The sequence below is a fragment of the Methylobacterium sp. Leaf94 genome (assembly GCF_001426045.1).
Taxonomy (GTDB): domain Bacteria; phylum Pseudomonadota; class Alphaproteobacteria; order Rhizobiales; family Beijerinckiaceae; genus Methylobacterium.
Window position 1 is genome coordinate 36,469 of record NZ_LMRM01000011.1, and the last position, 24,932, is coordinate 61,400.

Sequence of the window (24,932 nt, forward strand, 5' to 3'; positions counted from 1 at the left end):
CGTCGTGCGGTCCGGCCGTCACGCACCCCGACGATTTCCCGGCAGACCGAGACGCAGCGTGAGCGAGACCCTCCAGATCGTCCTGTGCCTGAGCTGCGCCGGCCTCATCTCCGGCCTGACGGGCTTCGCCTTCGCCCTGGTGGCCTCCGGCACCCTGCTGTCGATCCGGGCGCCCGTCGAGGCGACGGCCCTGGTGCTGACCTGCAGCATCCTCTCGCAGGCCCTGTCGGTGATGCGGCTGCGGACCCTGCCGCCGCGGGCGACGGCCCTGGCGATGATCGGCCCCGGCCTCCTCGGGGCGCCGATCGGCATCTACCTCCTGAACGATCTCAATCCCGCTCTGATCAAGGTGCTGATCGGGGTCTTCCTGATCCTCTACAGCGCCGGCGTGGCGCTGCTGCGCAGCGACTTCCGGGTGTCGTTCGGCAATGCCTGGAGCGACGGCGCCGTGGGCTTCCTCGGCGGCATCCTCGGCGGCATCGCCGGGCTGTCGGGCGCGCTTCCCACCGCCTGGAGCCTGGTGCGCGGCTGGGACCCGCGCATGCAGCGGGCGGTCTACCAGAGCTTCACCCTGGTCCTGCAGGTCTGGTCCCTGGCGATCCTGGCCGTGCTCAACCCGTTCCCGCCCGAGCTCCTGGGCGACCTCGCCCTCGGCCTCCCCATCGTCCTCGTCAGCGTGCTGGCCGGGCTGTCGCTGTTCGCGCAGATCGACCAGCGCCGGTTCCGCGCCCTCGTCCTGGCGCTGCTCGCCGCCATCGGCGTCACCACCACCGCCCTGGCGCTCCCCGGCCTGCTGTCCTGAGGCGCGCCCCCGACGGCGCAGATGGCGGGCCGCGAAGCGATTCGGCCTCGACGGGATGCGCCCCCAGGGGGCACGCTCAAGATTGCGCGTATCACGCAAAATTGTTGACCTCATGCGCGTTATGCGCAGAATGAGCGAATCGTTGCGGTCGATCTCCGGTCGCGTGCGACGAAAAAAATCGTCAAAAGCGAAAAAATTGCGCGAAACGCGCACGGAGGAGACGCGCATGCAGATTCCGATCAAGCGGGCCATCGAGGCGGTGCCCGGCGGCATGATGGTGGTGCCGCTCCTGGCCGGCGCCCTGATCGCCACCTTCTTTCCCGGCACCCCGAAGCTGTTCGGCTCGTTCACGGGCGCGCTCTTCTCCGGCGCCCTGACGATCCTGGCCGTCTTCTACGTCTGCATGGGCGCCAGCATCGACTTCCGCGCGACGCCCTACATCATGAAGAAGGGCGGCACCCTGCTGGTCGTGAAGGTCGGCATCGCCATCCTGCTGGGGCTGGTCTTCGGGCAGGTCCTCGGCGAGGCGCCCGTCGCGGCCGGCATGTTCGCGGGCCTCTCCACCCTGGCGGTGGTCGCCGCCATGAACGACACCAACGGGGGCCTCTACATGGCCCTGATGGGCCAGTACGGCCGCCCCCGCGACGTCGGAGCCTACACGGTGATGTCCCTGGAGAGCGGGCCGTTCCTCACCATGGTGACCCTCGGCGTCGCCGGACTCTCGGCCTTTCCCTGGCAGACCCTGGTGGGCGCGATCCTGCCGCTCCTCGTCGGCATGATCATCGGCAACCTCGACCGGGAGATGCGCGCCTTCCTCAGCCGGGCGATCCCCGTGATGATCCCGTTCTTCGCCTTCGCCCTGGGGGCCGGCCTCGACCTAACCAAGGTCTGGCAGGCCGGCCTGCTCGGCCTCGCCATGGGCGTCGCCGTGGTGGTGGTCACCGGCATCCCGCTGTTCTTCGCCGACCGACTCACGGGGGGGACCGGCGTCGCCGGGATCGCGGCGGCCTCGACGGCGGGCAACGCCGCCGCCGTGCCGGCGATCGTCGCCTCGGCCAACCCGGCCTATGCCGAAGCCGCCGGACCGGCGACGATCCTGGTGGCGGCCTGCGTCGTCGTGACGGCGATCCTGGTGCCGATCGCCACCGCCTGGGCGTCCCGGCGCTTCGGCGGCGGCGAGGCCGAGGCCGAGACCGGGAGCCCGGAGGTCGCGGCCCCCGCGCAGCCCGTCGCCGGCCGCTGACATGACCGCCGCCGATTCGGCCCGCCGCTGGCTCATCCTCGCCGACGACCTGACGGGGGCGGCCGACTGCGCCATCGCCTTCGGGCGGCGCGGCCTCGACGCGGCGGTGACCTGGGGGGAGGCCGCGGGCATCGCCGACCGGGACCTCGCGGTGCTGGCCTACGACGCCGACAGCCGCGGCCTGTCCGGGGACGCGGCGGCGGCGCGGCACGCCGCCCTGCTGGCGCGCTGGTTCGCGCCGGACCGGGTCCTGTTCAAGAAGATCGATTCGACCCTCCGGGGCCAGCCCGCCGCCGAGACCGCCGCCACCCTGGCGGTCCTGGCGGCCCGGACCGGGTCCGCCTTCGGGATCTGCGCCCCGGCCTTCCCGGCCACCGGCCGGACCACCCTGGAGGGCCGGGTCCGGGTCGACGGCCGCCCCCTGGAGGCGGCGGAGGTCTGGCGGCGCGACCACACCTACGCGAGCGCCGACCTCCGGGCCATCCTCGCCGGCGCGGGGATCCGCAGCGAGACGGTGTCGCTCGCTACCGTGCGCGGGACCGGCCGCGGCGGCGACTTGGTCGCCGACTTGGTCGCCGACTTGGCCGCGGAGCTGGCCCGAATCGCCGCGACGGGGCCGGCCGTCGCGGTCTGCGATGCCGAGACCGAGGCCGACCTCGACCGGATCGCAGCGGCGGGCCTGTCCCTGGCGCCGGCCCCATTCTTCATCGGCAGCGCGGGCCTCGCCCATGCGCTCGCCGCCCTCCCGGCGGCACCGGCGATGCAGCCCCCGTCCCACGCGCCGAGCCGCTTCGGCAGCCTGATCGTGGTCGGCTCGCTGGCCGCCGCCAGCCGCGCGGCCGCCCGCCGGCTTGCCGGACGGGACGGCGTCACCCACCTGCCCGTGGACCCGGGGACGCTGCTCGCCGACGGCCCGGCCCGGGCCGCCTTCGCCGACCGCGTCGCCGCCATCCTCGAGGCCGGGGGCGACGCCCTGGTGGAGATCACCACCGCGGGCGAGCCCGACATGGCCCTCGGACCGCGCCTGGCCCGGGGCCTCGCCGAAGCCCTCGACCCGGTGGCCTGCCGGATCGGTGCCGTGGCGGCCACCGGCGGCGAGACCGCCGCGGCGCTGCTGGCGCGCTTCGGCGTCGACGGCATCCGCCTCGTCGACGAGATCGAGCCGGGGGTCTCCCTCGGCCTGACCCTGGGGCGCCTCGCCGTGCCGGTCGCCACCAAGGCCGGCGCCTTCGGCGACGCCGACTCCCTCATCCGCATTCGCGAGCGCCTGCGCGCCGCCCGACTCGAAGGACGCTTCTCATGACCCGCCCCACGCTCGCGATCACCATGGGCGACCCCGCCGGCATCGGGCCGGAGATCATCATGAAGGCTCTGGGGCATGCCGACGTCCAGGCGACGTGCCGGCCCCTGGTCATCGGCGACGCCGAGCGCCTGCGGCAGGCCGGCCGGATCGTTGGCTCCGGCCTGACGGTCGATGCCCTGTCGGCGGCCGGGGAGGCGGATTTCGACGGCGGCGCTGTGCAGTGCCTCGACCTCAAGGTCGTGCCCGCCGACCTGCCGTTCGGGCAGGTCTCGCCGGTCGCCGGCGAGGCGGCCTACCGCTACATCGAGAAGGCCGTGGCGGTGGTCCAGGCCGGGCAGGCCCAGGGCATCTGCACGGCGCCCCTGTCCAAGGAGGCGCTCCACGCCGCCGGCCACAGGTTCCCCGGCCACACCGAGCTCCTCGCCCACCTCACCGGCACGCCGGAGGTCTCGATGATGCTGGTCTCACCCAAGCTGCGGGTGATCCACGTCACCACCCATATCGGCCTCATCGACGCCATCGCGAAGATCGAGCCCGGCCTCGTCGAGCGCGTCATCGCCCGCGGCCACGCCGTCCTGGTGAAGGCGGGCCTCGCCGATCCGAAGATCGGCGTCTGCGCCATCAATCCCCATGCGGGCGAGAACGGCCTGTTCGGGCGGGGCGAGGAGGCGGAGAAGATCGCCCCGGCCATCGCGGCCTGCCGGGCGAAGGGTTGGGACGTGCGCGGACCGCTGCCCGCCGACACGCTGTTCTTCCTCGCCGGGCGCGGCGACTACGACATGGTGGTGGCCATGTACCACGATCAGGGCCACGGCCCGATCAAGGTCCTGGGACTCGAGGCGGGGGTGAACATCACCGTGGGCCTGCCGGTGATCCGCACCTCCGTGGACCACGGCACGGCCTTCGACATCGCCGGCACGGGGATCGCGGACGAGCGCAGCCTGATCGAGGCCCTGCGCCAGGCCGTCGACCTCGCGCCGAAATCGATCGCCGCCTGAGACCGCGTGGGTCCTGTCGCGTCGCCGCCGATCCGGGCGAAACGCCCTGGCCAGCGGCCGCGACCTCGGCCATGACGAGGGATCGAAGCCGGGAGAGCCACGAACCCATGTCGATGCGCAGCCAGGAGCGTCGGGCGTTGCTGCTGGAGGCGCTGAGCGTCGGCGAGATCGACGTCGACGACGTGGCGGCCCGCCTGAAGGTCTCCGCCTCCACGGTCCGCCGCGACCTCCAGCACCTCTCCGCCACCCGGGCCGTGCGCCGGACCTATGGCGGGGCGATCCTGACGCGCCACCCGCCCGAGACCACCCTGACCGAGCGGCTCGCCGTGAACGGCGCGGAGAAGCGGGCGATCGCCCGCGCCGCCCTCGACCTCGTGGCGGACGGGGACACGCTGATCCTCGACGCCGGCTCGACGGTGGCGGCCTTCGGCCAGCTCCTGGCCAAGCGGCGGCTGCGGATCATCACCAACAACCTCGCGCTGCTGCCCTTCCTGGCCGAGGCGCCGGACCTCGACCTCGTCGTCCTCGGGGGGGCGCTCCGGGCCACCAGCATGAGCACCGTCGGCCCCCTCGCCATCGAGGCCCTGCGCCTGATGACGGCGGACCGGGCGATCGTCAGCGCCGACGGCGTCGTGGCCGGGCGCGGCCTGTGCGAGGCGAGCCTCGACCAGGTCGCCCTCAAGTCCCTCATGATGCGCCAGGCGCGCGAGGTGATCGTGCTGGCCAATGCGGGCAAGCTCGGCCGAGCCGAGCAGACCGCCTGGGCGCCGCTTCCGCGCGACTGGACCCTGGTGACGGATTCGCCGGAGCCGCGCGAGGAGCTGCGGCGCCTGGCCGAGGCCGGCGCCCGGATCCACGTGGCGCCCGACCGGGACGGCTGATCCGGGCTCCGCTCGATCGAAGCGGTGCCCGGATCGGCAAGCCGGCGCGGCGCGTGCGCGAAGCCCACATCCGCCATCCCGAAGGGATCCGCCGGATTGGGTAGTAGGCGCGCGCCGGCTACCGCCGCGCCGTCCGTCCGGGCTAGGATCGGTCGATCCTGAGCCGGGGGCCGGACGCGTGACGCGACGCCTGATGAAGTTCCTCCACACGATGGGGTCGACCGGCCTTCTGGGCGCGATGGCGGCCCTCGTCGTCATGCTCGGCGCGGCGCCGCCGCCGAGCGCCCTCGACGGCTACGCCGCGGCACGGGCCGCCATGGGGGCGGTCGCCACCTGGATCGTCCTGCCGAGCCTGGCGCTGACCCTGGTCTCCGGGCTGCTGGCCATGACCCTGAACCGCGGCTTCCTCAACGCGGGCTGGGCCTGGCTGAAGCTCGCCACCGGGGTGCTGATGTTCGAGGGCGTGCTCGTCTACGTGCAGGGGCCGATGCGCCAGGAGGCGGAGCAGAGCGCCCTGGCGCTGGCGGGACGGGTCGATCCCGCCACCCTGGCGGCCAGCCTCGGGCCGGAGCGCGGGACGCTCTGGGTGTTGCTGGCGGTGGCCACGGCGAACGTCGTCCTAGGCATCTGGCGGCCGCGGCTCCTGCGCCTGCCCCGCTAGGGATCCGCGGCCGGACCGCGCGGCCTCCAGCCTCTTCCGAAGGCTTTCCCGGGAAAAGCCGCCGTCACGACAGGCACAGGACAGCATTGTGCCCCGCCGCCAGCGATGATCCGGCGGCCAGCCGCGTCCTAATCAGGAACGGATTCCGCACAACCTCGGTCAGAGGCGATAAACGCGCCCAGCGGCCCGTTTAATCCCGAAAAATCCCGCCCCGTCGTAGAATTATTCTGCTTGCACCGATCCGTGGCATACCAAATAATGCAGGTGTGCTGCCCGACAAATGAACCATAGGATTCGCCTCAGGCGTGCGGGCCGCAATCGAGCATTCCAATCGGGATCTTCAACACAACGAATCCCGTCCCAAGCAGAACGAGGAAACGAGCTCATGGCGATGACTGCTGCCGCGCCCCCCGCAACGAAACCATCCGTCAATCGATGGTTGCAACTGATTCTCGGCGTGGCCTGCATGGTCGCCGCTGCCAATATACAATATGCCTGGACACTCTTCGTCCCCGAGATCCAGAAGACCTTCGGCTGGGATCGCGCGGCGATCCAGGTCGCGTTCACGATCTTCGTCGTGGTCCAGACCTGGCTGACCCCGATCGAGGGCTACTTCATCGACAAGTACGGCCCGAGCCGCGTGGTGATGTTCGGCGGCCTGATGACGGGCCTGGCCTGGGTCATCAACTCCTACGCCACCTCGCTCACCGGCTTCTATGCCGGCTCGGTGGCGGGCGGCATCGGCGTCGGCTGCGTCTACGCCACCTGCATCAACAACGCCCTGAAGTGGTTCCCGGACAAGCGCGGCCTCGCGGTCGGCCTGACGGCGGGCGGCTACGGCGCGGGCTCGGCCCTGACGATCATCCCGATCGCCAACATGATTTCGCAGGGCAGCTACGCCCAGGCCTTCTTCATCTTCGGGCTGATCCAGGGCGGCATCATCATGCTGGCGGCCATCGGCCTGCGCGCACCGTCCAAGGGCGAGGTCACCTTCTCCACCAAGGTGCTGCAGACCCGGCGCGACTACACCCTGCGCGAGGCCCTGCGCACGCCGGTGTTCTGGGTGATGCTGCTGATGTTCACCTGCACGGTCACGGGCGGCCTGATGGCGGTGGCCCAGCTCGGCGTCATCGCGCAGGATCTCGGCGTCAAGGAATTCCAGGTCAACCTGTACTTCTTCGCCATGGCCGCGCTGCCCTTCGCGCTGATGCTCGACCGGATCATGAACGGCATCTCGCGTCCGCTCTTCGGCTACGTCTCCGACCGGATCGGGCGCGAGAAGACGATGTTCATCGCCTTCACCATGGAGGGGATCGGCATCGTCGCGCTGGGCTACTTCGGCACCAACCCGTGGGCCTTCGTCATCCTCTCGGGCATCGTGTTCCTGGCCTGGGGCGAGGTCTACTCCCTGTTCAGCGCCACCGCCGCCGACACCTTCGGCTCCAAGCACATCGGCAAGATCTACGGCGTGCTCTATTGCGCCAAGGGCTTCGCCGCGCTGTTCGTGCCGGTGGGCAACCTGCTGATGCAGGCGACCGGGACGTGGGCGACGGTGCTCTACACCGTGGCGGTGATGGACCTCGTCGCGGCCTTCCTCGCCATCGCCGTGCTGCGGCCGATGCTGAAGCGCCACCACGCCGCGCAAGGCGTGGCCCAGCCGGCCGGCGCCCTGGCGCACGCCTGACCCGCCCGCGCCCCGGCCCCCGGGCCGGGGCATCCCCGGGCGTCCCGCCGCGCCCGGCCCGACGCGACGTCCCCCTCTCGAGCCGGGCCCGGAGCCCGGCTCGAAGCCGTCCGCCCCCGGGCGATCCCGAGCGGTGTCGGGCGGGCCCCCACCGGGCAACATTCCGGGCAAGGTTTCGAGCAAAGGTTCCGAGCAAAGGTTCCGCGATGGTCCTCTCCGTCCTCCTCGCCCTGGTGAGCATTCCCTTCGCGATCGTCGTGCTGCAGACGGCGGACTTCAATCGCGACGTGTTCGCCGTGCTGTACGTCTCCTCCCTCGGCCTCGTCCTGTCGGCCATCCTGCTGGTCGGCGGCTACTACCTGCTGCCGCTGCCGCCGATCGTCCCCGAGCCGCTGCACCGATGATCGCGGGATCGGGGCCGCGGAAGCGACCGGCCTCGTCCGAGCGATCGTTCCGACCTTCGCGGCCCCACCGTCGCTTGCCGGCCGTCGAGGCCGGCCCCGGTTGCATGACCGCCTTGCGGTATGTGGCATACCAAATCCCGTTGTGCGGTGCGACAATCCTCCGTCGCACCGCAACCGGGATACTTCGATGCTCTCTCTGATCGTTCTCGGCCTGGCCGCCGTCGCCATCGGCCCGATGCTGGCCCTGCTGGTGGACGAGGAGGCCACCGGACCGGCAGCCGCCGACACGGGCTCCGCCGGCATGTTCGTCGCGCTCAACGACAACGCCCTGTCGACGGCCCGGCGCGCGGCCTGAGCGAGGCTCGCTCCCGACGTTTCGACCCGCCCGACGCCCGTCGCGGCGGGTCTTGTCATGCGCCGGCCTGGGCGGACGGCGTCAGGGCGTTCTGGGAGGCTTGGCCGCGGCGGCGCGGGCCGGCCGCACCGGCCTGGCTTCCGGCGCCGTCGGATCCTCGATCGTGAGGGCCCCGCTCGGGTCGTCGAGCACCGGGATCCGGTCGAGGCTGAGGGCCGAGCGCGCCCCGTCCCCGCGCCCCGAGGTCGGCGGCGGGGCGGCGGGGCCCGGGCCGCGCGCGTCGCGGCTCGACCCGGCGTCGACCCCGGCTCCCGCCGTCGCGGCCGGCCGCCTGGCGGGCGCGAGAGGGGGCGCGGGCTCGGCCACGGCCCGGGCGACCGGCTCGGCGGCCCAGACCCGGGCGGCGGCGGGCGCCTCGTCCAGGGCCGGGGAGGGCGCCTTCACGGTGAGAACCAGCAGGATGGGCAGGCCGAGGCCGGCCACCAGGGCGAGGCCCGCGATGGCGCCGGAGCGCATGCCGCGCAGGATCGGATGCGGCGCGGCCTCGGAGATCGAGCGCAGCGGTCCGATGCGGTGCCGGGCGGTGCGGCGCCACCGCCGGGGACGGGCGGGGCGGCGGGACAGGCCTGCGGAAGACTCCACGCCCAAGACTCCCCGCTCATGACACAGCGTTGCGAAACCGGGCCAGTCCGGCAATTCGAAAGTGTTCGCCTACCGATACCGACAAATCAACATCTTTTGTCAGTGAAGCGTCGGCCGGGACCGACGCATCTCTGATGTCGCGCAGATCAGGCGCCTGCCGCCTCCTGGTCGACCAGCCAGACCAGGCGGCCAACACTGCGCAGGTGCCGGACGGGCAGGTCCTCGCCGCGGGCGAGTCGGCGCAGGGGTTCCTGCTTCCCGGCCCCCGTCACGAGGACCAGGGTCTCCCGGGCCGAGGCGAGGGCCGGAAAGGTGAGGGTGATGCGCGGCACGAAGGGGGCGAGCCCCGCCTCCGGCACCGGCGCCGTCCAGGCCTGCCGCTCGGCAAGGGCCGGCTTGGCCGGAAACAGCGAGGCCGTGTGCCCGTCCTCGCCGAGGCCGAGGAGGACGAGGTCGAACAGGGGCCGGGCGGGATCGAGGACGGCGGCGCCGTAGAACGCCCGCAGGGTCTCGGCATAGGCGCGCGCCCCGGACTCCGGGGTTCCGCCCGTGTCCATCCCGTGCAGGTGGCCCTCCGGGATCGGCGCGTCGCCGAAGGCCTCGCGCGCCATGCGGACATTGCTCGCCGCATCCGTCCACGGCACCATCCGGTCGTCGCCGAAGAACCAGTGCAGGCGCTCCCAGGGCAGTTGCGCCCGGTAGTCCGGGCCGCTCAGCCGGGCGTAGAGGCGCTTGGGCGTGGAGCCGCCGGAGAGGCAGACCGCGATGGTCGGACGCGGCGCCGAGCCGCACAGGGCCACGAGGCGGGCGGCGGCGGCCTCCGCCACCGCGTCGGCATCGGGCAGGATCTCGGCGGCCTCGGGCAGGGGGATCATCGGCGCGGAACCTCGATGGGGACGGGACGGGTCCGGGGGCGGCCCCCCGGACGCGCGGGCGACCGCCGCGGGGTTATTTCGGCTCCTGGTGGCCGCCGAAACCCTTGCGCATGGCCGAGAGCAGCTTGTCGGCGTAGCTCGCCTCCTCGCGGGAGCGGAAGCGCGCGTAGAGGGCGGCCGAGAGCACGTTGGCCGGCACGGATTCCTCGATGGCGGCGTTCAGGGTCCAGCGGCCCTCGCCGGAATCGGCGACGAAGCCGGAGAAGTCCTCCAGGTGCTCGTCCCGGGCCAGGGCCCCGGCGGTGAGGTCGAGGAGCCAGGACGAGACGACGCTGCCGCGGCGCCAGACCTCGGCGATGTCGCCAATGTTCAGCCGGAAGCGCTGGGCCTCGGGCAGGTCCTCGGAATCGGCGTGCCGGAGGATGTCGAAGCCCTCGGCATAGGCCTGCATCAGGCCGTACTCGATGCCGTTGTGGACCATCTTGACGAAGTGGCCGGCCCCGCTCGGACCCGCATGGATGTAGCCGGCCTCCGCGCGGGGATCGCGGCCCTCGCGCCCCGGGGTCTTCGGGATGGTGCCGAGGCCGGGCGCCAGGGTCCGGAAGATCGGGTCGAGGCGCTCCAGGGCGGCCGTGTCGCCGCCGATCATCATGCAGTAGCCGCGCTCTAGGCCCCAGACGCCGCCGGAGGTGCCGACGTCGACGTAGTGGATGCCAGCGCCCTTCAGCGTGGCGGCGCGGCGGATGTCGTCCTTGTAGAAGGAATTGCCGCCGTCGATGATGACGTCGTCCGGGGCCATCAGGCCCCCGAGACTCGTCACCGTGGCCTCGGTGATGGCGCCCGCCGGGAGCATCACCCAGGCGGCCCGGGGCACGGAGAGCCTGGCGACGAAGTCCTCGAGGCTGTCCGCCCCCGTGGCGCCCTCCGCCACCAGGGCGGCGACCGCCTCCGGGTTCTGGTCGAAGACCACCGCCTGGTGCCCGTCCCGCAGGAGCCGGCGGACGATGTTGCCGCCCATCCGGCCGAGGCCGATCATGCCGAGTTGCATCCCGTGTCTCCCGTGCCCGCGACGGCGCGCCGGATTCGCGCCCGGCCGTCGCACGCTCCCTCGTGCGAAGGGCTAGCGCATTTGGCCTGCCAGGGCGAGGCGGCGGACCGGCCGCCGCCCCTGCGTCCGGCGCGCGGGTCTCGCCCTTGCCGGACGCCGTCGCCGCCCTCAGGCGGAGGTCGGCCCGACGCCGGGTTCGGCCAGCACCGGGCTGGCGCCGACCTCGGCCGCCTGCGCCTCGACCACGGCGGCGGCCGTGACGTTGACGATGCCGCGGGCGGTCACCGAGGGCGACAGGATGTGGGCGGGCTTGGCCGGGCCGATGAGCAGGGGCCCGACGGGCAGGGCGTCGGCCAGCACCTTGGCGAACTGGAAGGCGATGTTGGCCGCATCCAGGTTCGGCAGGATCAGCACGTTGGCCGCGCCCTTCAGGCGCGAGGCCGGCATCACCCGGTCGCGAATCAGCTCCGACAGGGCGGAATCGGCCTGCATCTCCCCGTCGACCTCGAGGTCGGAGCGGCGCTCGCGGATCAGGCCCAGGGCGGTGCGCATCTTCACCGCCGAACGCGAATCCGACTGGCCGAAATCCGAGTGGCTGAGGAGCGCGATCTTCGGGGTCAGGCCGAAGCGGCTGACATGCTCGGCGCAGGCCACGGCGACGTCGGCGATCTCCTCCGCGCTGGGATCCGGCCGCACATGGGTGTCGGCGAGGAAGTAGGCGCCCTCCTTGGTGACGATCAGGCTCATGGCGGCGAAATCGAGCACGCCGGGCGCGAGGCCGATCACGTCGCGGATCACCCGCAGGCGGGTCTCGAAGCGGCCCTCGAGGCCGCAGATCAGCGCGTCCGCCTCGCCGCGGCGCACCGCGATGGCGCCGATCACCGTGTTGTTGGTGCGCACCAGGGTGCGGGCGGCGTCGGGCGTGATGCCGCGCCGGCCGGCGGCCTCCAGGTAGGTGGCGACGTAGTCGCGGTAGCGCGGATCGTCCTCGGGATCGATCAGGTCGAAATCGACGCCCTGCTTCAGGGAGAGGCCGAAGCGCTTGATCCGGGTCTCGATCACCCGGGGCCGGCCGACGAGGATCGGCCGCGCGACCTTGTCCTCGCAGATCGCCTGGGCGGCGCGCAGCACGCGCTCGTCCTCGCCCTCGGTGTAGATGACCCGCTTGGGGTTCTCCTTCGCCTTGGAGAAGATCGGCTTCATGATGAAGCCCGAGCGGTGGACGAAGCGGTCGAGGCTGTCGGTATAGGCCTGGATGTTCTCGAGCGGCCGCCCGGCGACGCCCGAATCCATCGCGGCCTGGGCCACGGCCGGGGCGATGCGCAGGATCAGGCGGGGGTCGAACGGGCTCGGGATCAGCGAGCGCGGGCCGAAGGGCCGGGCCTCGCCGCCATAGGCGCGGGCGACCACGTCGGAGGGCGTCTCGCGGGCGAGCGCGGCGATCGCCTTCACGGCGGCCTGCTTCATCTCCTCGTTGATCGAGGTGGCGCCGACGTCGAGGGCGCCCCGGAAGATGTAGGGGAAGCACAGGACGTTGTTGACCTGGTTGGGGAAGTCCGAGCGCCCGGTGCAGATCATCGCGTCGGGGCGCTTCTCCTGCGCCAGGTCCGGCATGATCTCGGGGTAGGGGTTGGCCAGCGCCATGATCAGCGGCTTGTCGGCCATCGTTTCCAGGTATTCGGGCTTCAGGACGCCGCCGGCCGAGAGGCCGATGAACACGTCGGCGCCGGGGATCACCTCGGCCAGGGTCCGGGCCTGCGTCTCCTGGGCGTAGACGTCCTTCCAGCGGTCCATCAGCTCGGGCCGGCCCTTGTAGACCACGCCCTTGATGTCGGTGACGGTGATGTTCTCGACGCGGGCGCCCAGCGACACCAGCAGGTTGAGGCAGGCGAGCGCCGCCGCACCCGCGCCCGAGGTGACGATGCGGACGTCGGAGAGCTGCTTGCCGGCGAGCTCCAGGCCGTTGAGGACGGCGGCCGCCACGATGATCGCGGTGCCGTGCTGGTCGTCGTGGAAGACCGGGATGTTCATCCGGGCCCGGCACTGCTCCTCGACCTCGAAGCACTCCGGCGCCTTGATGTCCTCGAGGTTGATGCCGCCGAAGGTCGGCTCCAGGGCGCAGACCACGTCGACGAGCTTGGCCACGTCGTGCTGGGCGACCTCGATGTCGAACACGTCGATGCCGGCGAACTTCTTGAACAGGACGGCCTTGCCCTCCATCACGGGCTTCGAGGCGAGCGGCCCGATGTCGCCGAGGCCGAGCACGGCCGTGCCGTTGGTGAGCACCGCGACGAGGTTCTGCCGGATGGTAAGGGTGGCGGCCTCCTGCGGATCCTCGTGGATCGCCATGCAGGCGGCGGCGACGCCGGGCGAGTAGGCCAGCGCCAGGTCGCGCTGGTTGCCCAGCGGCTTGGTCGCCTGGATCTCCAGTTTCCCGGGCCGCGGCAGTCGGTGATAGACGAGCGCTCCCGACTTGAGATCGTCGGACATATTGTCGCCCATGGTCGTCCTCCTGAGGATTGCGCGCTGCCCCGGCGTCGGAGCGCGTCTCCCATCATCGGCGGGATCTTCGCTGGGGGCTCCTGTTGCACCGGCTGCCGGATGGGCGCAACCCGCGCGCGGAGACCCCGAATCGACCGTGCCCGCCCGCCCTTCGGGCCGGTTTTCCCTTCGGCACAAACTCCTACGGCGGGGCATTCCTGTCGCGTCCGGACCGCGGCCCGACGCTGACGATCGGCGGATTTTGTTCCATCGCGACGGGGATTGCGTTCCTGGCCGCCCCCGCGACGCGCGCTCCGGACGGCCCGGCGTTGCGGCCTCGCGCCGAATCCCGTACCCGCTAGCGCTCGCCGTCCCCACCGCACGACGTGAAACGATCCAAGGCCCGCGACGATGTCCGACACGCCCCCCGACCGCCTCGCTGTGAATCCCAACAGCCCGTACTACGACGAGAAGATGCTCGAGCGCGGCATCGGCATCCGCTTCAAGGGCGTCGAGAAGACCAATGTCGAGGAATACTGCGTCAGCGAAGGCTGGGTCCGCCTCTCGGCCGGCAAGACCCTGGACCGGGCCGGCAACCCGATGACGGTGAAGCTCAAGGGCCCCGTGGAGCCCTACTTTCGCGATGACGCGCCGGCCGAAGCCTGAGGCTCAGGCCGACGCCGCCTCCAGGGGGAACGGCGTCGGCGCCCCGTAGGGCGCGATCCTGGTGCCGCGGCTGTTGTCCGCCTCCCAGCCGTGCAGGATTTTCGCAAGCGCGGCCCGGTCGCCGGCGCGCAGCGGTTCGGCGACGCTCAGGACCATCCGGCGGCGGCGCCGGAACCCGTCAATGTCGGGGGACCGGTCTTCGCGAAGCTCCGGCTCCAGGGTTTCGCAGAGCGCCCCCGCCGCATCCAGGAGGCTCGTCAGAAGATCGGCCCCCGGCAGGAAGGTCCGCACCATCCTCCCGTGCGGGGTACGGAAGTCCTCGTGGGAACCGCGGTCGATCAGGACGCGCAGGGCCACGTGGCGAACCGGACGAAGCCGGAGACAGTCAGATCCGATCTGAATCAGGTCGTCGTATCGCACCGTCAGCGGTCCGCTCGTCCGATCTCGCCGCTGCAGGGACTATACATCCTCAAGTTGCACTCTTTCGCGCTTGGGGAAGTCGGGAATCGCGCCTCGGGCGTCCCGATCAGGCCGGACCCGCCCGCTCCCGCTTCGCCCGCTCGCCGTTGAAATTCCGCACCGCCACGGCGACCGCCTCCGCCAGAGCCGCCTCGGAGGTCGGGTCGCGCAGGACGAGGCTGGTGATGGCGTCGGGGTGGTTCTTGCGCTGCTTCGGTGTGCGGGCGTGGTTCGAGACCCGTAGGGCGAAGGCACAGGCCGCGGGCTTGAGATAGACGCTGTCGCCCCGGGTGTTGCGCGCCACCACCGCGAAGCCCTGCGCCGCGAGAATCGCGACGGCGCGGGCCAGGGCCTCGGCGGGCCGGAGGACGGTCATGCGCGCGACGTCCCGTGAGCCCACGGTCTCGGGCCGCTCCCCCTGCGGGGACGGCCCGAGGACGGCCTCCTCAGGCGCCCTTCTCGGGCAGGTTGAGGCGGATGTGGAGCTCGCGCAGCTGCTTCGGCGTGGCCTCGGCCGGGGCGCCCATCATCAGGTCCTCGGCGCGCTGGTTCATGGGGAACAGCACGACCTCGCGCAGGTTCTGTTCGCCGCAGAGCAGCATGACGATGCGGTCGATGCCCGGCGCGATGCCGCCGTGCGGGGGGGCGCCGAGCTTCAGGGCGTTGAGCATGCCGCCGAACTTCTCCTCCAGCACCTCGACGCCGTAGCCGGCGATGCCGAAGGCCTTCTCCATCACGTCGGGGCGATGGTTGCGGATCGCGCCCGAGGACAGCTCGGTGCCGTTGCAGACGATGTCGTACTGGAACGCCTTGATGTTCAGGATCGTCTCGGCATCCGCCGGGTCGAGGGCCAGGAACGCCTCCCGGTCGAAGTTCGGCATCGAGAACGGGTTGTGCGAGAAGTCGATCCGCTTCTCGTCCTCGTTCCACTCGTACATCGGGAAGTCGGTGATCCAGCAGAACGCGTACTGGTCCTTGTCGGACAGGCCGAGCTCGTCGCCGATGCGGATGCGGGCCTTGCCGGCGAGCGCCGCCGCCTTGGCCTCGGTGCCGGCCGAGAAGAACACCGCGTCCCCGGCCTTGGTCCCGGTCTTCTCCGCGATCAGGGCCTGGACTTCGGCGGGGATGAACTTGGCGATCGGGCCCTTGCCGGTGAGCGTGCCGTTGTCGTCCTCGAAGATGATGTAGCCGAGGCCCGGCGCGCCCTCGGCGCGGGCGAAGTCGTTGAGCTTGTCGAAGAACGAGCGCGGCTGGGTCGCCGCCCCCGTGGCCGGGATGGCCCGGACCACGCCGCCGGAGGCGATCACGCCCTTGAAGGCCTTGAACGCCACGTCCTCGCGGGCGAACGCGGCCGTCACGTCGGCGATGATCAGCGGGTTGCGCAGGTCCGGCTTGTCGACGCCGTATTTCAGCATCGCCTCGGCATAGGGGATGCGCGGGAAGGTACCGGTGACGCGCTTGCCCTCGGCGAATTCCTCGAAGACCGAGCGCAGCACCGGCTCCACCGCCTGGAACACGTCCTCCTGCGTGACGAAGCTCATCTCGATGTCGAGCTGGTAGAACTCGCCCGGCGAGCGGTCGGCGCGGGCATCCTCGTCGCGGAAGCAGGGCGCGATCTGGAAGTAGCGGTCGAAGCCCGCGATCATCGTCAGCTGCTTGAACTGCTGCGGGGCCTGCGGCAGCGCGTAGAACTTGCCCGGGTGGACGCGGGACGGGACGAGGTAGTCGCGCGCGCCCTCCGGCGAGGAGGCGGTGAGGATCGGCGTCTGGAACTCGAAGAAGCCGCCCTCGCGCATGCGCCGGCGCAGGCTGTCGATGATCGCCCCGCGCTTCATGATGTTGGCGTGCAGCTTCTCGCGCCGCAGGTCGAGGAAGCGGTACTTGAGCCGCGTCTCCTCCGGGTAGTCGAGGTCGCCGAAGACCGGCATCGGCAATTCGCCCGCGGGGCCGAGCACCTCGAGGTCGTCGATGTAGACCTCCAGCGTGCCGGTGGGCAGGTCCGGGTTCTCGGTGCCGGCGGGGCGGGTGCGGACCCGGCCGTCGATGCGGATGACCCATTCCGAGCGCGCCGCGTTGGCGGCCTGGAAGGCCTTCGAATCCGAATCCACCACGCACTGGGTCAGGCCGTAATGGTCGCGCAGGTCGATGAACAGCACGCCGCCATGGTCGCGGATGCGGTGGCACCAGCCGGAGAGGCGGACGCTCTCGCCGACGTCGGACGGCCGGAGCGCCCCGCAGGTATGGGTCCGGTAACGGTGCATGACGGGCTGCTGCATAACGGGCTGACGGATCACGGGCTTTGGGGATTGAGCGGCGCACCATTCACGCGGGGGAGGTGAAGTCAAGGCGACGGCGATGCGCGGGTGAGGCCCGAAGGCCGCCGAAACCCGGCGGATCCAGGCCCGGAACCCTTCCGGAATCGCCCGGCGATTCCCATATCAGGCCTATGAATTCAAACGCTTTTTTCGACATTCTGCGTCAGGCGGGAGCGACTCGCGAGGCCGCGACCGCCGCACCCGCGACGGGCGAGCGGCAGGAGGGCCGGTGGCGCGTCCTGCCCCTCGAGGGCACCTTCGAGATCGTCTACGAGGATTCGCGCGGGGCTTGGAGCACCCGGCGGGTCGAGGCGCGCGAGCTGAAGCTCGGGCCGGGCCGGACGCTCTTGGGCGGCATCGACCGGGGGCGGGGCGGCTACCGGGGATTTCGCGCCGACCGCATCCGCCGGCTCATCGATCCGGCGAGCACCACGCGGCTCGAGGCCGGCATTCTCGACTGGCTCCTGGCCCGGGCCGAGGCACAGCGCCGGGAGCGCGCGGCCCAGATCCGGGCGCTGGCGGCCCGGCGCCGCCCGGTGAAGACGCGCGCCGGGCCGCGCGAGGTCGCCGCCTAGGGGTATTCGCGGCTTCGAATTCTGGTGACCGGGTCCGGCGTCCCTCGCCTGGGGCGAGAACCTTCGGTATAGCCGATTCATGGATCTGATCGCCACCACTGCGGACCTGGCCGAGGCCTGCACCCGCCTGTCCGCCCATCCCTTCGTGACCGTCGACACGGAGTTCATGCGCGAGACGACCTACTATCCGAAGCTCTGCCTCATCCAGATGGCGGCGCCCGACGGCACGGGCGTGCTCGTCGACCCCCTCTCCCCCGACATCGACCTGGCGCCGTTCTTCGCCCTGATGGCCGACGAGGGCGTGGTGAAGGTGTTCCACTCCGCCCGCCAGGACCTGGAGATCATCTGGCTCCTCGGGGGCCTGCTGCCGCAGCCGTTCTTCGACACCCAGGTCGCCGCCATGGTCTGCGGCTACGGCGACTCGGTCTCCTACGAGCAGCTGGTCAACGACGTGGCCAAGGCCAAGATCGACAAGTCCTCGCGCTTCACCGACTGGTCGCGCCGGCCGCTCTCGGACGCCCAGCTCAGCTACGCCCTCTCCGACGTGACGCACCTGGTGAAGGTCTACGAGGTGCTGGCGGGCCAGCTCCTGTCCACCGATCGCGGCGAGTGGCTCGACGAGGAGATGAGCGTGCTTACCTCGCCGGAGACCTACCGGGCCGATCCGGCCTCCGCCTGGCGCCGCCTGTCGGGGCGGATGCGCAAGCCCCGCGAGATCGCCGTGCTGATGGAGGTCGCCGCCTGGCGCGAGCGCGAGGCCCAGAGCCGCAACGTGCCGCGCGGGCGCATCCTCAAGGACGAGGCGGTGATCGACGTGGCGACCTCGGCGCCCCGCAGCGTCGAGGCGCTGGGGCGCCTGCGATCCATTCCCGCCGGCTTCGAGCGTTCGCGCACCGGCACCGACATCCTGGCGGCGGTGGAGCGGGGCTTCGCACGCGACCTCTCGGACATCGCCCCGCCCGAGCGCACCCGCAGCCGGGGCGGCAACGGGGCGCTGGTCGAGCTGCTCAAGGTCCTGCTGAAGGCCGTATGCGAGACCGAGGGCGTCGCCCCGAAGATCATCGCCACGGTGGACGACCTCGAGGCCATCGCGGAGGACGACGCGGCCGACGTGGCCGTGCTGCACGGCTGGCGCCGGGCGCTGTTCGGCGAGAAGGCCCTGGCCCTGAAGAGCGGCCGCCTCGCCCTCTCGGCCGAGCGCGGCCGGGTGGTGGTGCGCGACCTGGCGTGAGTCCGTCCGGCGCGAGTCTTTCGGGCGCGACGCGCCGCGGCGGAGGCCCGGTCGGGCGGCCGTCGTGGAGCTGAAGTGGCTGGAGGATTTCCTCAGCCTCGCCCAGACCCGCAGCTTCTCCCGCTCGGCGGAAGCCCGCCACGTCACCCAGTCGGCCTTCAGCCGGCGCATCCGGGCCCTCGAACTCTGGCTCGGGGTGGCCCTGGTCGACCGCAGCACCTACCCCACCACCCTGACCCCGGAGGGCCGCCGCTTCCGCGACACCGCCGAGGAGAGCGTGCGGGTGCTCCTCGGCGCCCGGGCGGACCTGCGCGCCGGCCTCGACTCCCCCGAGCCCCTGGTGCGGATCGCCGGGCTGCACACCCTGGCCCTGACGTTCTTTCCCGCCTGGTTCCGGACCCTCGCCGCGCGCACCGGACCGGTGGCGACGCGGCTCCTGCCGGACGACTTCCACGACTGCCTCCAGGCCCTGGTGGAGGGCGGCGCGGACTTCCTCCTGACCTTCCACCATCCGGGCGTGCCGATCCCCCTCGACCCGGCGCTCTACCCCCACCGGGTCGTCGGCGCCGACGCGCTTGTTCCGGTGCGGAGCCCGGACCTCGCCGCCGGGGCGGAGGGCCGGCCGGTGCCGCGCCTCGACTACGGACGGGATTCCTTCCTCGGCCGCGTCAGCGCGCTCGCGCAGGCCGAGCTCGGCCTGCCGCCGGGGCCGGTGGTCCACGCCAACCCCATGGCCGAGGCCCTGAAATGCATGGCCCTCGAGGGACACGGCCTCGCCTTCGTGCCGCGCAGCCTCGTCATCCGGGAACTCGCCGAGGGCCGCCTCGTCGCCGCCGGGCCGGCGGTGCCCCTGGAGATCCGCCTCTACCGCAACGGCGCCCCGGCCCACGGCCCCCGGGCACGCGCCGCCGTGGCGGCGATCTGGGCGGCGGCGTCCGAACCCGCCTGACGCTCGGGACAGGTTCGTCCGAACCCGCGTGACGTTCGGGGCGGGTTAGTCCGAACCCGCATGGGCCGTTCCGACACGGCATTGGCCCCCGCGCCGGTCTTCGCGCATCCCGTCCGCGGGACGCGCGACGGGGATCGGGACGATGGCGGGGAGCGAAGGGCCGGGCGTGCCATTGCTGGGCGTCCTGGGCGGCATGGGGCCGATGGCGACGGTGGATTTCCTGCGGAAGCTCGTGGAGGCGACGCCGGCCGCCCGCGACCAGGACCATCTCGCCGTGATGGTGGCCCAGGCCGCCGACATTCCCGACCGGACCCGGGCCATCCTGGGGGAGGGGCCCGACCCGCTGCCGGCGATGACCCTGGCCCTGCGCCGCCTCGAGGCCGCCGGCGCCACCCGCCTCGCGATCCCCTGCAACACCGCCCATCACTGGCACGGCGCGCTCCAGGCGCTGACCCCCGTCCCGATCCTGCACATCGTCGATGCGGTGGCGGCGGGGCTCGCCCGCCGGGGCCTCGCGGGCGGCCCGGTGGGGCTGCTCGCCACCGACGGCACCCTCCGGTCCGGGCTCTATCCCCGGCACCTCGGCCGCCACGGCTTCACCTGCCGCGTGCCCGCGGACCAGGCGGCGGTGATGCGGGCGGTCCGCCTCGTCAAGGCGGGGCAGGGGGCGCAGGCCCGGCCCCTGCTGGAGGCCGCGGCCGCGGGGCTGGTGGCGGAGGGGTGCCGGCAGGTGGTGATGGCCTGCACCGAGATCCCCCTCGCCCTGGCCGATCCGGCCGGTCCGGCGAGCGCGGTCCTGCTCGACGCCACCGACGCCCTGGCGCGGGCCTGCGTGGCGGCGGCCGCGCCGGCCCGCCGGGCGGCGTGATCGGTCAGGCCGGCTCGACCCTCCGTCGTCTGTCTCAGTTTGCCTTGGCGTTGACCTCGAGGCGATCGAACAGGGCGGCCGGGGTCGAGGCGGCGCTGAACTCCAGCATGCCGATGCCGGCGGCGTTCTTCGGCCGCAAGCTGACCGAGAGGGTGCCGGGCTTGGTCACGAACTGGCCCATCGCGGCGCCGATCGCCTTGGCGCCCGCCGAGTTGCCGAGGATCGCGGGCACGCCGAACACGCTCGCAGTGACGTATTCCTGCTTCAGCTCCTCGGGCTTCAGGCTGAGCACCTTCGACTGCGCGGCGATGAAGCGGTCGAACAGGCCGGTGTTCTCGATGGTCAGGTCGAGGGCCTTGGCGGTGGCCGACAGCATGGCGAAGCTCGACACCGCCATGTCCGGGTTGAAGACCTCCGGGCCGATGCCGCCGATCATGCCGTTGAGGCGCAGGCTGCCCATGTCCTTGCCGGAGACCGAGACCTCGCCGAGCTTGAGCTCGCGGGCGGCCTCGTCCCAGGAGGTGTCGGCCACCAGGGCGAGGTCGAGGTCGCTGTAGCCGTAGAGGCCGAGGGAGCCGAGGCCCGGCACCCCCGCCACCGCGGAGGCCGGCAGGGTGAGGCCCGACAGGCTCAGGCGCCCGGCCGTCGGCACCCCGTCCCGCGGGGGCGCGAAGTTCATCGAGCCGTCGCGCAGGCCCACATGGGTCGGGGCGGGCGGCGCCCGGTCGGCCAAGGCCTTATCGGCCAAGGCCCTGTCGGCAGGGTCGCGGGGCGCCTTCGCCTCGGGCGGCAGGTCAAGGCTGAGATCCTTCAGGGCCAGGGTGCCGAGGGCCGGCGTCAGCAGGCGCAGCTCGCCGTCCGAGGGCGGCGTGGTCAGGGTGGCGAGCTTGCGCAGGGCCGCGACCGTCGGGCCGAGGGAGAAGCCGTCGAGGGAGAGCCGGGCGAGGCGCGCCTTGGCCCCGTCGATGCCCGCGAAGCGGATATCCTCCAGGAGGAGGCCGGCGCCGGTCAGCCCGAGGCGGGCGATGCCGAGGCTGAAGGCGTCCCGGGGCTTGGCCTCCTGGATGCTGAGGCCGGTGGCCTCCAGGGAACCGACGGAGACCGCTTCGGCGAGGTCGGCCCCGAGGCTCATCAGCCGCGCGCGCTCGGGCGGCGCGAGCCGCTCGTAGTCGACGGCCGTGAAGGCCTGGAGCGCCCCCGTCCAGGTCGCCGGGATCTGGCGGCCGCTGAGGTCGCGCCCCTCGATCCGGGCGATCTTCACGGCGGTGCCCCGGGCATCCACGTAGGCGACGTCGTCGACCGCGAAGGTGGCGTAGATCCGCTGCAGGGCGCTCTTGCCGTCGCCCGGCTCGCCGTAGAGGCGGGCGAGGACGGTCAGGTCGAGATCGGTCGCCCGCATCCGGCCGTAGGTGCCGGTGCCCTTCTGGGGGCCGCCCTCCAGGAGGATCGAGGCCCCGGCGGCGGTGAGCTCGGCGGCGCGCCCGGCGCGGACGTCGCGGGCCACCACGTCGCGATAGGTGACCACCGGCGTCGCCCCGGCGGTGCCGGTACGCTCCACCCGCAATTCGGGCATCGCCAGGCTCGCGGCGTCGAGGCGCACGAGGCGGGCGGCCCAGGATTCGCCGGGGCCGGGCTTGAGCAGGGCGGTGAGTTCGTCCTTCGAGAGGCGGGTGCCGCTGGCGGTGAGGCGCGGGGCCTTCAGCACCGTGTCGCCGAAGGTCAGGGTGACGTCCTGCAGGGTGACGTCCTGGACCGCCGAGGCGGCCTCCTGGGCCCGCGCCGCGCCGGGCTGCACGGCGCTCCCCGCGCCGAGGAGGACGAGGACGCAGGCCGAGGCACCGGTCGCCCACGCGAGGAGGGGGCGGCCTTTCGAGCAGGTCATGGGCTTATCCGGATCGCTGGCGAAGAGGCGCTTTCAGGGGAAAGGCCCGGAGGCGTCGGGGAGAGGGCCCATCCGTGCCGCAGTTTCACGCGGGAGGCAATCGCGGGGGCGGGCCCCCGCGGGGGCCGCGCCGCATTCACAGCGAGAACGAGGTTCCGCAGCCACAGGAGGCGGTGGCCTGGGGGTTCTCGATCTTGAAGGATTGCCCGATCAGGTCGTTCACGAAATCGATGGTCGAACCGCTCATGTATTCCAGCGACATCGGGTCGACCAGGACGGTGGCGCCGTCGCGCTCGATCGCGACGTCGTCGGCGGCCCGCGCCTGCTCGATGTCGAAGGCGTAGGAGAAGCCCGAGCAGCCGCCGCCGTTCACGCTGATCCGCAGGGAGGCGCCGGGCGGCTCGGCGCCCATGATCTCGTTGATGCGCTTGGCGGCGCGGGGCGTCAGGGTGATGTCGGCCATCGGGGTATTCTCGCGGGGTGCTCTCGAGATCCGCCGGCCGTCCCGGCCGATCGTGGACCGTGGCGGCGTTGGAACAACTGCTAGGGAACACAAGATATGCCTGGGACCCTAATGCTGCAACGCGTCGGGGGACCGGGCCGAGGCGGGCGGACCAGGATCGGTCGATGAATGTGGGGCGGCGACACGTGATGCAGGCGGACGAGACAGGCCCCGGCGCGGCGCGGCGGCGCGGCGAGCGCTGGCGGGCGCCCTACGCCACCGATCCGGCGGCCACCCGCGGGCGCCTGATCCCGGAGGCGATCTCGCCCACGCGCAGCGACTTCCAGCGGGACCGCGACCGCATCATCCATTCCTCCGCCTTCCGGCGCCTCAAGCACAAGACCCAGGTCTTCGTCCATCACGAGGGCGACCATTACCGGACGCGGCTGACCCACACCCTGGAGGTGAGCCAGATCGCCCGGGCCCTCGCCCGGGCGCTGGGCCTCGACGAGGACCTCGCCGAGGCCCTGGCGCTGAGCCACGACCTCGGCCACACCTGCTTCGGGCACACGGGAGAGGACACCCTCGATGCCTGCCTGGCGGACCAGGGCGGTTTCGACCACAACGCCCAGGCCCTGCGCATCGTCACCCGGCTGGAGCGGCGCTATGCCGGCTTCGACGGCCTCAACCTCGCCTGGGAGACCCTGGAGGGCCTCGTCAAGCACAACGGCCCGCTGCTGGAGCCGGACGGGCGCCCCACCCGGCGCTGGACGGGCCGCGGCATCCCGGCCGCGATCCTCGAATACAACGCCCTCAACGACCTGGAACTGAACCGCTTCGCCGGGCCCGAGGCGCAGGCCGCGGCGCTGGCCGACGACATCGCCTACGACAGCCACGACCTCGACGACGGCCTGCGCGCCGGCCTGTTCGACCTCGCCGACCTCGCCGCGGTGCCGTTCCTGCGGAGCCTGCTCGACGAGATCGAGGGCCTGTACCCGAGCCTCGAGCCCTCGCGAAGGATCCACGAGCTGGCGCGGCGCGTCATCACCCGCTTCGTGGAGGACGTCATCACCGAGAGCACCCGGCGCCTCGCGGCCCTGAACCCGCGCACCGTGGCCGACATCCGGGCGGCGCAGGCCCCGGTCGTCGCCTTCTCGGCGGCGATCGCGGAGGCGGATGCGGCGATCAAGGCCTTCCTGTTCGCCCGGATGTACCGCCATCCCGGCGTGCTCGCGGTGCGGGCCAAGGCCAACACCATCGTGTCCGACCTGTTCGACCGGTTCACGGCGGAGCCCGGGGCGATGCCGGCGGAATGGTCGGCGGGGCTGGACGGGGCGGAGCCGGGACGCGTCGCCCGCCGGGTCGCCGACTACATCGCGGGCATGACCGACACCTACGCGGTGCTGGCCCACCGACGCCTGTTCGCGACGACGCCGGACCTGCACTGGAGCCCGGGCGACCGCAGCCTGCCCCTCACCGACCCGTAGGCGGCCGGGCGGCCGGGCGCCCCTAGAGCGTCAGCCCCTCGTGGAACAGGTCGGGGGAGATCGGCAGCATGAAGTGCACGCCGATGCCGCCCTCGAAGTGGCGCACCACCCGGCCGGGGGTGCGCCCGACCATCAGGCTCATGCCGATGGCCGGAGTGCTGGTGGTGCTCAGCGCCACGCCCGACATGGAGATGTCGATGATCCGGGCCGGCACCTCGCGCCCGCTCTCCAGGCGCAAGACGACGCCCGTGACCAGGGGCGTCAGGCGCTCGTGCGTGCGGCCCTCCGGCAGGCCCAAGCTCTCGCGGTTGGCGAGCCAGGTCAGCTGCGAGGCGATCTTGTCGCGCTTGCGCGGGGTCGCGCTGAGGCGGACGGCGAAGCCGCCGGGAATCAGGCGCGCGATGGTGCCCTCGATCCGGCCGACATGCTCGAGATAGAGTACCACCCGCTCGCCGACCTCGCCCGGGACGGCGCAGTTCAGGCGCACGCCCCCCGGCGACATGTCGACGGTCTGGCACGGATATTCCCGCCGGTCCGCCAGCATGTAGCGCCCCAGCATCGAGACCTTGACGCGGTGGTGCCGGCGCAGGTCCGAGATGCGGACGTCACGGGGCAGCCTCGCGGGCGGACGGGTGGCGACCTCGATCATGGGGACAGGGCGACTCGTTTCGAGGCTTCACT

The 24,932-nt window shown here is 72.2% G+C and carries 25 protein-coding genes; 15 read left to right on the plus strand and 10 right to left on the minus strand.

Annotation, left to right across the window (positions count from 1 at the left end):
* The first annotated feature begins 58 nt into the window (after positions 1 to 58).
* The 9 genes from ASG63_RS08180 (at position 59) to ASG63_RS25130 (ending at position 8,331) form a co-directional block, all read left to right on the plus strand.
* Positions 59 to 802 (plus strand): sulfite exporter TauE/SafE family protein, encoded by a 744-nt coding sequence (locus ASG63_RS08180; protein ID WP_056214123.1) that lies wholly within the window; start codon positions 59 to 61, stop codon positions 800 to 802.
* Between the two features lie 226 nt (positions 803 to 1,028).
* A complete protein-coding gene (locus ASG63_RS08185) occupies positions 1,029 to 2,045 on the plus strand; it encodes a 2-keto-3-deoxygluconate permease (protein ID WP_056214127.1) in 1,017 nt (338 codons plus the stop codon).
* Between the two features lies 1 nt (position 2,046).
* Positions 2,047 to 3,348: a four-carbon acid sugar kinase family protein gene (locus ASG63_RS08190; protein WP_056214130.1), complete on the plus strand. Its 1,302-nt coding sequence runs from the start codon at positions 2,047 to 2,049 to the stop codon at positions 3,346 to 3,348.
* Positions 3,345 to 4,346, plus strand: a complete 1,002-nt coding sequence (gene pdxA, locus ASG63_RS08195) for a 4-hydroxythreonine-4-phosphate dehydrogenase PdxA (RefSeq protein WP_056214133.1) — start codon at positions 3,345 to 3,347, stop codon at positions 4,344 to 4,346. Before ASG63_RS08190 ends, pdxA begins: the two co-directional genes overlap by 4 nt.
* Positions 4,347 to 4,453: 107 nt before the next feature.
* On the plus strand, positions 4,454 to 5,227 hold the full coding sequence (locus ASG63_RS08200) for a DeoR/GlpR family DNA-binding transcription regulator (RefSeq protein ID WP_056214136.1): 774 nt from the start codon (positions 4,454 to 4,456) through the stop codon (positions 5,225 to 5,227).
* Between the two features lie 193 nt (positions 5,228 to 5,420).
* Complete coding sequence (locus ASG63_RS08205) at positions 5,421 to 5,888, plus strand: hypothetical protein (protein WP_056214274.1); 468 nt, start codon at positions 5,421 to 5,423, stop codon at positions 5,886 to 5,888.
* A gap of 391 nt (positions 5,889 to 6,279) precedes the next feature.
* Complete coding sequence (oxlT, locus tag ASG63_RS08210) at positions 6,280 to 7,572, plus strand: oxalate/formate MFS antiporter (RefSeq protein ID WP_056214277.1); 1,293 nt, start codon at positions 6,280 to 6,282, stop codon at positions 7,570 to 7,572.
* Positions 7,573 to 7,778: 206 nt separating this feature from the next.
* Positions 7,779 to 7,976 (plus strand): hypothetical protein, encoded by a 198-nt coding sequence (locus ASG63_RS08215; protein ID WP_056214138.1) that lies wholly within the window; start codon positions 7,779 to 7,781, stop codon positions 7,974 to 7,976.
* Positions 7,977 to 8,163: 187 nt separating this feature from the next.
* Positions 8,164 to 8,331, plus strand: coding sequence for a hypothetical protein (locus ASG63_RS25130; protein WP_156394121.1), 168 nt, complete (start codon positions 8,164 to 8,166; stop codon positions 8,329 to 8,331).
* Between the two features lie 81 nt (positions 8,332 to 8,412).
* On the opposite strand, the gene ASG63_RS08220 is transcribed toward ASG63_RS25130, so the two are convergent.
* The 4 genes from ASG63_RS08220 to ASG63_RS08235 all read right to left on the minus strand — a co-directional run bounded on the left by ASG63_RS08220 (position 8,413) and on the right by ASG63_RS08235 (position 13,398).
* The gene (locus ASG63_RS08220) at positions 8,413 to 8,973 is read right to left on the minus strand and encodes a hypothetical protein (protein WP_156394122.1); all 561 of its coding nucleotides are present in this window, start codon (positions 8,971 to 8,973) and stop codon (positions 8,413 to 8,415) included.
* 146 nt (positions 8,974 to 9,119) lie between these two features.
* Positions 9,120 to 9,848 carry a 6-phosphogluconolactonase gene (gene pgl / locus ASG63_RS08225; RefSeq protein WP_056214145.1) on the minus strand — a complete coding sequence of 243 codons (729 nt, stop codon included), beginning with the start codon at positions 9,846 to 9,848 and terminating at the stop codon, positions 9,120 to 9,122.
* 73 nt (positions 9,849 to 9,921) lie between these two features.
* Positions 9,922 to 10,896, minus strand: coding sequence for a phosphogluconate dehydrogenase (NAD(+)-dependent, decarboxylating) (gene gnd, locus ASG63_RS08230; RefSeq protein ID WP_056214148.1), 975 nt, complete (start codon positions 10,894 to 10,896; stop codon positions 9,922 to 9,924).
* Between the two features lie 168 nt (positions 10,897 to 11,064).
* A complete protein-coding gene (locus ASG63_RS08235; protein ID WP_056214152.1) occupies positions 11,065 to 13,398 on the minus strand; it encodes an NADP-dependent malic enzyme in 2,334 nt (777 codons plus the stop codon).
* A gap of 390 nt (positions 13,399 to 13,788) precedes the next feature.
* On the opposite strand from ASG63_RS08235, the gene ASG63_RS08240 reads away from it, so the two are divergent.
* Complete coding sequence (locus ASG63_RS08240) at positions 13,789 to 14,043, plus strand: DUF3297 family protein (RefSeq protein WP_056214155.1); 255 nt, start codon at positions 13,789 to 13,791, stop codon at positions 14,041 to 14,043.
* A 3-nt stretch (positions 14,044 to 14,046) separates the two neighbouring features.
* Here the strand turns inward: ASG63_RS08240 and ASG63_RS08245 are convergent, their stop codons facing one another.
* The 3 genes from ASG63_RS08245 to aspS form a co-directional block, all read right to left on the minus strand.
* On the minus strand, positions 14,047 to 14,400 hold the full coding sequence (locus tag ASG63_RS08245) for a hypothetical protein (protein ID WP_056214159.1): 354 nt from the start codon (positions 14,398 to 14,400) through the stop codon (positions 14,047 to 14,049).
* A gap of 169 nt (positions 14,401 to 14,569) precedes the next feature.
* Positions 14,570 to 14,878, minus strand: coding sequence for a hypothetical protein (locus ASG63_RS08250; protein WP_056214162.1), 309 nt, complete (start codon positions 14,876 to 14,878; stop codon positions 14,570 to 14,572).
* 70 nt (positions 14,879 to 14,948) lie between these two features.
* Entirely contained in the window at positions 14,949 to 16,763 is a 1,815-nt protein-coding gene (gene aspS / locus ASG63_RS08255; protein ID WP_056214281.1) for an aspartate--tRNA ligase, read from the minus strand.
* 185 nt (positions 16,764 to 16,948) lie between these two features.
* On the opposite strand from aspS, the gene ASG63_RS08260 reads away from it, so the two are divergent.
* The 4 genes from ASG63_RS08260 (at position 16,949) to ASG63_RS08275 (ending at position 20,440) form a co-directional block, all read left to right on the plus strand.
* Positions 16,949 to 17,392, plus strand: coding sequence for a hypothetical protein (locus ASG63_RS08260; RefSeq protein WP_056214165.1), 444 nt, complete (start codon positions 16,949 to 16,951; stop codon positions 17,390 to 17,392).
* Between the two features lie 79 nt (positions 17,393 to 17,471).
* The gene (rnd, locus tag ASG63_RS08265) at positions 17,472 to 18,623 is read left to right on the plus strand and encodes a ribonuclease D (RefSeq protein WP_056214169.1); all 1,152 of its coding nucleotides are present in this window, start codon (positions 17,472 to 17,474) and stop codon (positions 18,621 to 18,623) included.
* Between the two features lie 64 nt (positions 18,624 to 18,687).
* The gene (locus tag ASG63_RS08270) at positions 18,688 to 19,572 is read left to right on the plus strand and encodes a LysR family transcriptional regulator (RefSeq protein ID WP_056214173.1); all 885 of its coding nucleotides are present in this window, start codon (positions 18,688 to 18,690) and stop codon (positions 19,570 to 19,572) included.
* A gap of 142 nt (positions 19,573 to 19,714) precedes the next feature.
* On the plus strand, positions 19,715 to 20,440 hold the full coding sequence (locus ASG63_RS08275) for an aspartate/glutamate racemase family protein (protein ID WP_338011813.1): 726 nt from the start codon (positions 19,715 to 19,717) through the stop codon (positions 20,438 to 20,440).
* 34 nt (positions 20,441 to 20,474) lie between these two features.
* Here ASG63_RS08275 and ASG63_RS08280 read toward each other — a convergent pair whose 3' ends face one another.
* Both ASG63_RS08280 and erpA read right to left on the minus strand, forming a co-directional pair.
* The gene (locus ASG63_RS08280) at positions 20,475 to 22,322 is read right to left on the minus strand and encodes a hypothetical protein (RefSeq protein ID WP_056214179.1); all 1,848 of its coding nucleotides are present in this window, start codon (positions 22,320 to 22,322) and stop codon (positions 20,475 to 20,477) included.
* Between the two features lie 136 nt (positions 22,323 to 22,458).
* The gene (erpA, locus tag ASG63_RS08285; RefSeq protein ID WP_056214183.1) at positions 22,459 to 22,785 is read right to left on the minus strand and encodes an iron-sulfur cluster insertion protein ErpA; all 327 of its coding nucleotides are present in this window, start codon (positions 22,783 to 22,785) and stop codon (positions 22,459 to 22,461) included.
* A 164-nt stretch (positions 22,786 to 22,949) separates the two neighbouring features.
* On the opposite strand from erpA, the gene ASG63_RS08290 reads away from it, so the two are divergent.
* Complete coding sequence (locus ASG63_RS08290; protein ID WP_443189781.1) at positions 22,950 to 24,251, plus strand: deoxyguanosinetriphosphate triphosphohydrolase; 1,302 nt, start codon at positions 22,950 to 22,952, stop codon at positions 24,249 to 24,251.
* A 22-nt stretch (positions 24,252 to 24,273) separates the two neighbouring features.
* Here the strand turns inward: ASG63_RS08290 and ASG63_RS08295 are convergent, their stop codons facing one another.
* Positions 24,274 to 24,900, minus strand: coding sequence for a PilZ domain-containing protein (locus tag ASG63_RS08295; RefSeq protein ID WP_056214190.1), 627 nt, complete (start codon positions 24,898 to 24,900; stop codon positions 24,274 to 24,276).
* Between the last annotated feature and the right edge of the window lie 32 nt (positions 24,901 to 24,932).